At 56.9% G+C, this 8,466-nt stretch carries 6 protein-coding genes; all 6 read left to right on the top strand.

Going from position 1 to position 8,466, the window contains the following annotated elements; translation table 11 throughout:
• Positions 1-239 precede the first annotated feature (239 nt).
• The gene (priA, locus tag EKN00_RS02560; protein ID WP_127848578.1) at positions 240-2,528 is read left to right on the top strand and encodes a primosomal protein N'; all 2,289 of its coding nucleotides are present in this window, start codon (positions 240-242) and stop codon (positions 2,526-2,528) included.
• Between the two features lie 85 nt (positions 2,529-2,613).
• Positions 2,614-3,558: a methionyl-tRNA formyltransferase gene (gene fmt / locus EKN00_RS02555; protein ID WP_127848577.1), complete on the top strand. Its 945-nt coding sequence runs from the start codon at positions 2,614-2,616 to the stop codon at positions 3,556-3,558.
• Entirely contained in the window at positions 3,558-4,892 is a 1,335-nt protein-coding gene (gene rsmB, locus EKN00_RS02550) for a 16S rRNA (cytosine(967)-C(5))-methyltransferase RsmB (RefSeq protein ID WP_127848576.1), read from the top strand. The genes fmt and rsmB overlap by 1 nt, the downstream gene beginning before the upstream one ends.
• A gap of 17 nt (positions 4,893-4,909) precedes the next feature.
• Complete coding sequence (locus EKN00_RS02545) at positions 4,910-5,659, top strand: Stp1/IreP family PP2C-type Ser/Thr phosphatase (RefSeq protein ID WP_127848575.1); 750 nt, start codon at positions 4,910-4,912, stop codon at positions 5,657-5,659.
• Positions 5,652-7,391, top strand: coding sequence for a Stk1 family PASTA domain-containing Ser/Thr kinase (pknB, locus tag EKN00_RS02540; RefSeq protein WP_127848574.1), 1,740 nt, complete (start codon positions 5,652-5,654; stop codon positions 7,389-7,391). The genes EKN00_RS02545 and pknB overlap by 8 nt, the downstream gene beginning before the upstream one ends.
• A 156-nt stretch (positions 7,392-7,547) precedes the next feature.
• A complete protein-coding gene (rsgA, locus tag EKN00_RS02535) occupies positions 7,548-8,444 on the top strand; it encodes a ribosome small subunit-dependent GTPase A (protein ID WP_127848573.1) in 897 nt (298 codons plus the stop codon).
• Positions 8,445-8,466 lie beyond the last annotated feature (22 nt).

Here is an 8,466-nt window from a genome sequence, read left to right as displayed (position 1 = left end):
TCCGGCTCCAGACGACCGCCACAGCGTCCACGGCGAAGCACACCCGAGGCCCAGCCCGGACCCGGAGGCCAAACCCCGCAACGCGGAGCCTCCCTCCTACTGGTTACCTACACCAAGAGCTGACACTGCCGGACACCGTCACCGGACTGCCACCGTGCATTTTGGCGATAGGTTCAGACATTGCTGACGTTTGCTGTTATAATTAATCTAGGGTTTTTTAGCAAAGGGAGGCGCATTAAGTGGCAGTAGTGGCTAAAGTAGTCGTGGATGTTCCCACGATGCAGACGAACCAGCCGTATGATTATGCGGTTCCCGCCGAACTAGTTGACCAGGTTGTTCCCGGTAAGCGTGTTGTCGTTAATTTTGGTAACGGCAGCCGGCGCGTAATGGGCATGGTCGTTGGCCTGCAGGAAAGCGCCGATTTTGCGGGTGAGCTCAAGACAATTGAGTCGGTGCTCGACAAGAAGCCAGTCCTCAATCAGGAGATGCTCGAGCTGTCCCGCTGGCTCGCTGATGATAGTTATGCGTTTTGGATAACCTGTATCCAGACCATGTTGCCCAGCGCGCTGCGAACCGAGACCAAGATGCTGAACAAAAAGCAGACGGTGGTCGACAAGGGCCGGGCCCAAATGGTGGACTTTGTCACGCCGATTCTCGATCAACCCGCGTATGCGGACGCACAGGCACACGTGCGCAAAAACGCGCTGCGCCAGTTGCACCTGCTGCAAGCGCTCAGTCAGGGGACAATTCCCGAAGAAGGTATCCGCGTCACGCAGCTGGAAAAGCAGCTCGAGATTGACCGGACAACGATTAATAAGGCCGTTCAGCTCGGCTGGCTCAGCCTGCAGCAACGCGAGATATACCGCACGCCGTATGCGAGCTTGGACGATTTGGAGCGGACGCAGCCGTTAACGCTCACCCCACAGCAGGTGCAAGCCTATGATGCTGTCACCAGCTCGATTGACGGTAAGGAAGATAAAACGTTCCTGCTTGAAGGGGTCACTGGGTCCGGGAAGACGGAGGTCTACCTGCAGCTGATTGCCGAAGCCCTGAAAATTGGGCGGACCGCGCTCATGCTCGTGCCGGAAATTGGCCTGACCCCACAGATGGTGGCGAACGTTAAGGGCCGCTTTGGCAGCAAGGTTGCCGTTTTGCATTCCGGTCTTGGTAACGGGGAGAAGTTCGACGAATGGCGGCGAATCGCGCGCGGTGAGGCCCAGGTGGTCGTTGGCGCGCGCAGTGCCGCGTTTGCGCCACTGCGCAACATTGGGGTGCTCATCATGGACGAGGAGCATGAGGCCTCGTACAAGCAGGAGGACAGTCCGCGCTACCACGCGCGCGACGTCCTGTTGTGGCGGGCTAAATACCATAACGCCCCCGTCGTTCTCGGTTCGGCGACCCCGAGCCTGGAGTCACGGGCGCGGGCGGAAAAGGGCGTGTACGTCGGTCTGCGCATGCCGGAACGCGCTAATAATCAGCCGATGCCGCCGGTGCACATTGTTGACATGCGGGAAGCGGAGCTGGATGATCAATCCGGTGATTTTTCCGTTGACTTGCTGGATGCACTGAAGAAGCGGCTGGAGCGTCACGAACAGAGTGTCTTGATGCTCAACCGCCGCGGTTTTTCGTCATTTGTCATGTGCCGGGAATGCGGCTACGTGGCCAAGTGCCCAAACTGTGACATTTCCCTCACGCTCCACCTTGATACGCACACACTCAGGTGTCATTATTGTGGTCATGAAGAACCAGTGCCGCGCGAGTGTCCTAGTTGCCATTCCCGCAAGATTCGTTACTTTGGGACCGGGACGGAAAAGGTCGAGCAGACGCTGCACACGCTGATTCCAAAAGCCCGGGTTCTGCGGATGGACGTGGACACCACGAGGCGCAAGGGCGCGCATGGCCGCATCCTCAAAACCTTTGGCAACCACGAGGCCGACATCTTGCTTGGCACGCAGATGATTGCAAAGGGGCTTGATTTTCCCGACGTTACCCTTGTTGGGGTGATTAACGCCGACACCGCCCTCGGTCTGCCCGACTTTCGGGCCAGTGAGCGGACGTTCCAGTTGCTGACCCAGGTTAGCGGCCGGGCTGGGCGTGCGGATAAGGCGGGGGAGGTCTTCATTCAGACCTATAACCCCGATCACTACGCCATTCAGCTGGCTAAACACCAAGACTACGAGCGGTTCTTCGCCTACGAAATGCACATGCGGCATTCCGGTGGTTACCCGCCGTACTACTTCACTTTCCGGCTGACCGTTAGCCACGAAGATGAGGACCAGGCAGCAAAGGCAGCGTTTCGGCTCGCCGACATGTTGCAGGCAAAACTCAGCAAGCAGGCCGTAATCCTAGGTCCGACGCGCGGGGCGATTGCGCGGCTTAAGCGCCGGTATTACTACCAGATTGTGGTGAAGTACAAGCGCGAACCAAATCTGACCGCAACGCTGCAAGAGATGCTGCAAACCACGCAGAAGAGTAGCCGCAACGGGTTCCAGATTGCCTTTGACCGGGAACCGTTGTCCTTCGTTTAGATAGAGATTAGTTAGGTCCAGGTGCGGTCGATGCGCCAGCAACGCAGCCGCCAGCTGGACAGTTAAAAATTTAGGAGTGAAATATTTGACCTCAGTTATTTTTATGGGTACCCCAGAATTTGCCGTGCCGGTGCTTGATGGCCTGGTCGGGGCGAATTACGATGTGCAGTTAGTGATTACCCAGCCGGACCGTCCGGTTGGGCGCAAACAGGTTCTGCAGCAGTCGCCGGTTAAACAGGCGGCGGTGCGCCACGGCATTAAGGTGCTGCAGCCAGAAAAGCTCTCCGGGTCCCCGGAGCTTGCAGAAGCCATCGCGCTGAACGCGGATCTAATTGTCACTGCGGCTTACGGGCAGTTCTTGCCGACCAAGTTCCTTAATTCCGTCAAGATTGCCGCCGTTAACGTCCATGGTAGTCTGCTGCCGAAGTATCGCGGTGGTGCGCCGATTCAGTACGCTATCATCAACGGTGATACCGAAGCTGGGGTTACCATTATCGAAATGGTTAAGAAGATGGACGCCGGTGACATGTTCGCCCAGGCTAGCATCCCGCTGAGCCGCGCTGATGATGCGGGCACCGTGTTCGAACGGCTGAGTCCGGTTGGGCGCGACCTGCTTCTTGCAACGTTGCCGCACATTATCGACGGCACAGCAACGCGCACGCCGCAGCCGGAAGACCAGGTGACCTTCTCCCCAACCATCAGCAAGGATCAAGAGCACCTCGACTTCACCCTTACCGCCAAGGAAATTGACCAGTGGGTGCGCGGTCTGCGCCCCGCAGTTGGTGGTTGGGTGCAGTTAGGCGGGCAGCGGACCAAGTTGTGGGCCGTAACGCCGCTTGACGAAACGACCACTGCAGAAGCGGGAACACTCCTGCGGTCCGGGAAGCACGAACTGGTGCTGGCTGCCGGCAACAAGACTGTGCTGAGCATCGATGAGCTGCAGCCGGCTGGTAAGGCCAAGCAAACAGTAACTGCATACATGAACGGCCTGGGGCGCAAGCTTGAGGTCAACACGAAGGTGATTGATTAATGGATAAAAATAACGCGCGTCTGCTCGCCGTTAACGTTTTGACTCGGGTCAGTAAGGGGAGCTACTCCAACCTGACCCTGGATGCGACCATCCGCAAGGCCAAGCTGGACTCCCGGGATGCCGGTCTGCTCACTAACATTGTCTACGGGGTCATTCAGCACCAGTTGACGCTTGACTACTACCTGAAGCAATTCGTGGGCAGCCGCAAACTGGATGACTGGGTCACGGTTTTGCTCCGGACGGCCATTTACCAGATGTTTTACCTGGACAAGGTTCCTAACCGCGCCATCTTCTTTGACAGCACGGAAATCGCCAAGAAGCTGGGTCACGTTGGGATTGCCAAGTTTGTAACCGCGATTCTGCGGCGCATCGACCGGGAAGGCGTACCCGACCTGGGTCAGATTAAGGACGACATTGAGCGGCTGTCGATTGGCAGCAGCACGCCCGAATGGATTGTTAGCAAGCTCATCGACCAGTACGGCATGGACGAGGCTAAGGCGGTGCTGGAGGACATTAACCACGCACCACGCGCGGCCATTCGCCTCAACACCACGATTACGGACGCCGACGACCTGACCTTCCGCCTCGGTGAGCAGTTTGAACTGACCCCGAGCGCAATTTCGCCAGTAGGGCTCACCGCCGACAGTGGCCATTTGGCACTCACCCCTGAATTTGGTGCCGGCTATTACACCGTTCAGGATGAAAGCAGTCAGCTGGTGGCACCAAGCATGCAGATCAAGCCGAATCAAAAAGTGCTGGACGCATGCGCCGCACCTGGCGGGAAGACGACCCACATCGCCCAGTACCTAGACCCGAAGCAGGGCGGACAGGTGGTCGCACTTGATTTGCACCCACACAAGGTGAAGTTGATTGAGGAAAACGCCGAGCGCTTGCAGCTGGCCGACCGCGTGCACGCGCAGGCACTTGACGCACGCAAGGCCCTCAAGACGTTCGGTGCCGAAAGCTTCGACCAGGTCCTAGTTGATGCACCATGCTCAGGACTCGGGCTGATGCGCCGGAAACCAGAAATCAAGTACGAGAAGACGCAAACGGACGTCGACAACCTCACCCGCGTGCAGGGCGAATTACTGGATGCGCTCGCACCAGTCACGAAAATTGGCGGTCGGCTCACCTACAGCACCTGCACAATTGCTAAGGAAGAGAACGTGGATGTGGTTGCGGCATTCTTGCAGCGCCACCCCGAATATCACCAAGAGGAAGTATTTACCGACAAGCATCTGCGTAAGAATCACGCAGCGGCCGGCTTGCAGCTATTGCCAAGCGATTACGGCACTGACGGGTTCTTCATCGCCAGTTTGGTGCGGACGCGGTAACGTTCACGGAGGTTATTATGGAATTTGCCTATCGGACAGATGTAGGCCAAAAACGTGCGGATAATCAGGATTATGTTGGCTTGTTCAAAAACGAGGTCGGCGCAACGCTCGCCATCGTGGCTGACGGCATGGGCGGTCATCAAGGTGGCGACGTCGCTAGCGAAATGGCGGTTTCCCACATCGGTTATGCGTTTGAGAAGACCGCAGCGACCGACATTGCAATTGCGGCCAAGTGGCTGATTTTTGAATTGCAAAAGGAAAACGACCTGATTTTGGCGCGCGGGCAACAGTTTTCGGACTTGACGGGAATGGGGACCACCATTGTGGCGGTGCTCATCCTGGCCAACCGGTTTGTTGTGGCCAACATTGGTGACTCGCGCGCTTATCTATACCGGCACAACCACCTGGTCCAAATCACCGAGGATCACAGTCTGGTCAACGAACTGGTGCGCAGCGGTGAATTGACGCCAGAAGAGGCCGAAAACTTCCCGCGCAAGAACGTCATTACCCGCTCGCTCGGGGTGGCGCCGGATGTTGATGCCGACGTGAATATTTACGACATGATGAAGGGTGACATGCTGCTACTGTGCTCGGATGGTCTGACCAAGACCGTGCCCGATGCCGCCATTGCGGATGTTTTGGCCAGCAATGAGGAACTTGGCATTAAGGCCCAGGTCCTGATTCAAAAGGCCAACGACGCGGGTGCGCCCGACAACGTCACGGCACTACTAGTCAACGCAAACGGGGAGGATGACGATAATGATTGAGCCAGGATCAATACTAGACGAACGTTATCAACTCACCCAGACCCTGGGCGAAGGCGGGATGGCCAACGTTTACCTCGCCCACGACCTGATTTTGGACCGGGACGTGGCGGTCAAGGTGTTACGCCTTGACCTGCAGAATGACCCGGACACCCTGCGCCGTTTTCGCCGGGAAGCCATGGCGACCCTTGAACTGTCACACCCGAACATCGTTAACATTTATGACGTCGGGGAAAGTCAGGGCCAGCAGTACCTGGTCATGGAGTACGTCAAAGGGACCGACCTCAAGAAGTACATCGCGCTGAACTTCCCAATTCCGTACGCGCGGGTCATCGCCCTGATGACGCAGATTTTGAGTGCGGTCCAAACCGCGCACGACCACCACATCATTCACCGGGACCTCAAGCCCCAGAATATTTTGGTGGACGAAAACGGGACGGCCAAGATTACCGATTTCGGGATTGCCGTCGCGTTGTCCGAGAACTCAATGACGCAGACCAATTCGCTACTGGGCTCCGTGCACTACCTCTCGCCCGAACAGGCCCGCGGCAGCATGCCAACCCGCCAGAGCGATATTTACGCCCTCGGGATTATTCTGTACGAAATGCTGACCGGGTCGGTGCCGTTCGAGGGTGAATCGGCGGTGTCGATTGCGCTCAAGCACTTTCAGCAGGAGATTCCGTCGGTCCGTGACTTCGACCCGCGGATTCCCCAGGCGCTGGAGAACGTGGTGCTCAAGGCGACGGCGAAAGAACCAAGCCAGCGCTACACCAGTGCCAGCGCGATGAGTGCCGATTTGGCGACATCGCTGGATGAAGCGCGCGCAAATGAGCCGCGCTTTGTGCCGGATGCCGGGGTCGACATGGACGCCACCAAGGTAATCACGCCGGTTGCCGTCGCCGCGCTGCATAACGGGGCGGTCAAGATTGATGATGAAGCGGAGGCGGACACCGAAGAGCGCACCACGAAGCCGAAGCCAAAGAAGAAGCGGCGCTGGCGCAAGCGGTACACTTACGGGCTGATTCTGGCCGCGGTGGTGATTATCGGCGCCGTTGTCCTGGCGATGATTTGGCCGAACGGTGATGTGAACGTGCCGAACGTTGTGGGCCAAACACAGGCCCAGGCAACAGCAACGCTGGAGTCGAAGAACTTGAAGGTGGGTAAAATCACCAAGAGTTACTCGACCAAGTACAAGAAAAATGATGTCATGCGCACCAACCCACAAGTTGGTCTCAGCGTGAAGAAGGATTCGGCCGTTGACCTGGTTGTCAGCAAGGGCATCAAGAAGTTCACCATTGAGGACTATGAAGGTCAGGTGTACGCGGACGTCGCGGCTAGTCTGCGCGAAAAAGGATTCAAGGTGAAAAAGCGGCCGGTGCAGAAATTAGATGCATTCAGCGGCGAAATCCTGTCACAGACCCCGGTCGCGGGCACAAAGGTTAATCCGAAGAAGACCACCATCATCTTGACCGTGGCGAAGGTCAGCGAGCGGGATACGGGCGAAGGTGTTTCGTCGGCATCTAGTTCTACGCCTAGTCCCAAGGTGGACGAGAGCACCTCGTCCAGCGAGGAACAAAAGCCGTCAGAAAGCAGCAGTTCCAGCAGCGAAAGCACGCAGAAACCAGCAAAGCCGGATGCACCAAAAACTAGCTCGTCCAGCGCTAGTTCTAGCAGTAGCACCCAAACGCCAGCTACGTCGTCATCGGCTTCCAATGCATCATCTGGAAATAACTAACAGTTAGTTGATGAATTAACCCACCCAATTGGAAAGGGCTTGCAACATTTAGCCAGTCGGCATAAACTAGGCCCATGGGTAATTAACGTATACATGATGAGGCGGCCCGAGTTGCGGGCCGCCTTTGTCTATCCGCCAAAAGAATAAGAGGTAAGAATGGAAGGTCGTATTGTAAAACAGATCAGCGGCTATTATGACGTCGCGGTTGGCGAACAGGTAATTCGCACCCGCGCCGCCGGAAATATGCGCAACAAGAAGCAATCACCGCTCGTCGGTGACTGGGTCGAATTTACCCCAGCAGATGACCAAGGAGAACTCGGTTACCTGACCAAGATTAAGCCACGGATGAATTCACTCGTCCGGCCACCGGTGGCTAACATTGACCAGGCGATTCTGGTGACGGCGGCGGTGGAACCAACGTTTAGCACCAACCTGCTGGACCGGTTCCTGGTTTATCTGGAAGGTAAGCACATTGAACCACTAATCTACATCACCAAGACCGATTTGCTGAATGACGAGGACTACAAGCATTTGGCCGTTGTTCTGGACGGGTATGCTGATATTGGTTATGAAGTGCATGCACCGCGCGCCGCGTTTGCCAAGAGCACACTAAACGCGCTCAAGGCCGGATTTGCGGACAAGCTGACCATCTTCACGGGCCAAACCGGGGCGGGGAAGTCCACGCTGATTAACCACCTGGTTCCGGGGCTCGAGCTGGCCACTGGCGAAATATCCAAGAGCCTCGGGCGCGGGAAGCACACAACCCGCGCGACGTCGCTCTACCGGGCCTACGATGGTCTGATTGTGGACACACCCGGATTCTCCTCACTTGGCCTGCTCGATGTCACCCTCGATGATTTGCGCCACCGGTTCCCTGAGTTCGTTGCTCTGGCGTCCGGCTGCAAGTTCCGCGGCTGTGAGCACATCAGTGAACCACACTGCGCCGTTCGGGCTGCACTCGCGGCGGGGGACATCATGGAAAGTCGCTACGATAATTACCTGCAATTCCGGGCTGAGCTGAAAAATCAGCGGCCCGTGTACAATAAAAAATAAGCTCCGTGCACCAAGATCCGCA

Source organism: Lacticaseibacillus hulanensis (assembly GCF_004010095.1).
Taxonomy (GTDB): domain Bacteria; phylum Bacillota; class Bacilli; order Lactobacillales; family Lactobacillaceae; genus Lacticaseibacillus; species Lacticaseibacillus hulanensis.
This window is presented reverse-complemented; position numbering and strand designations above follow the sequence as displayed.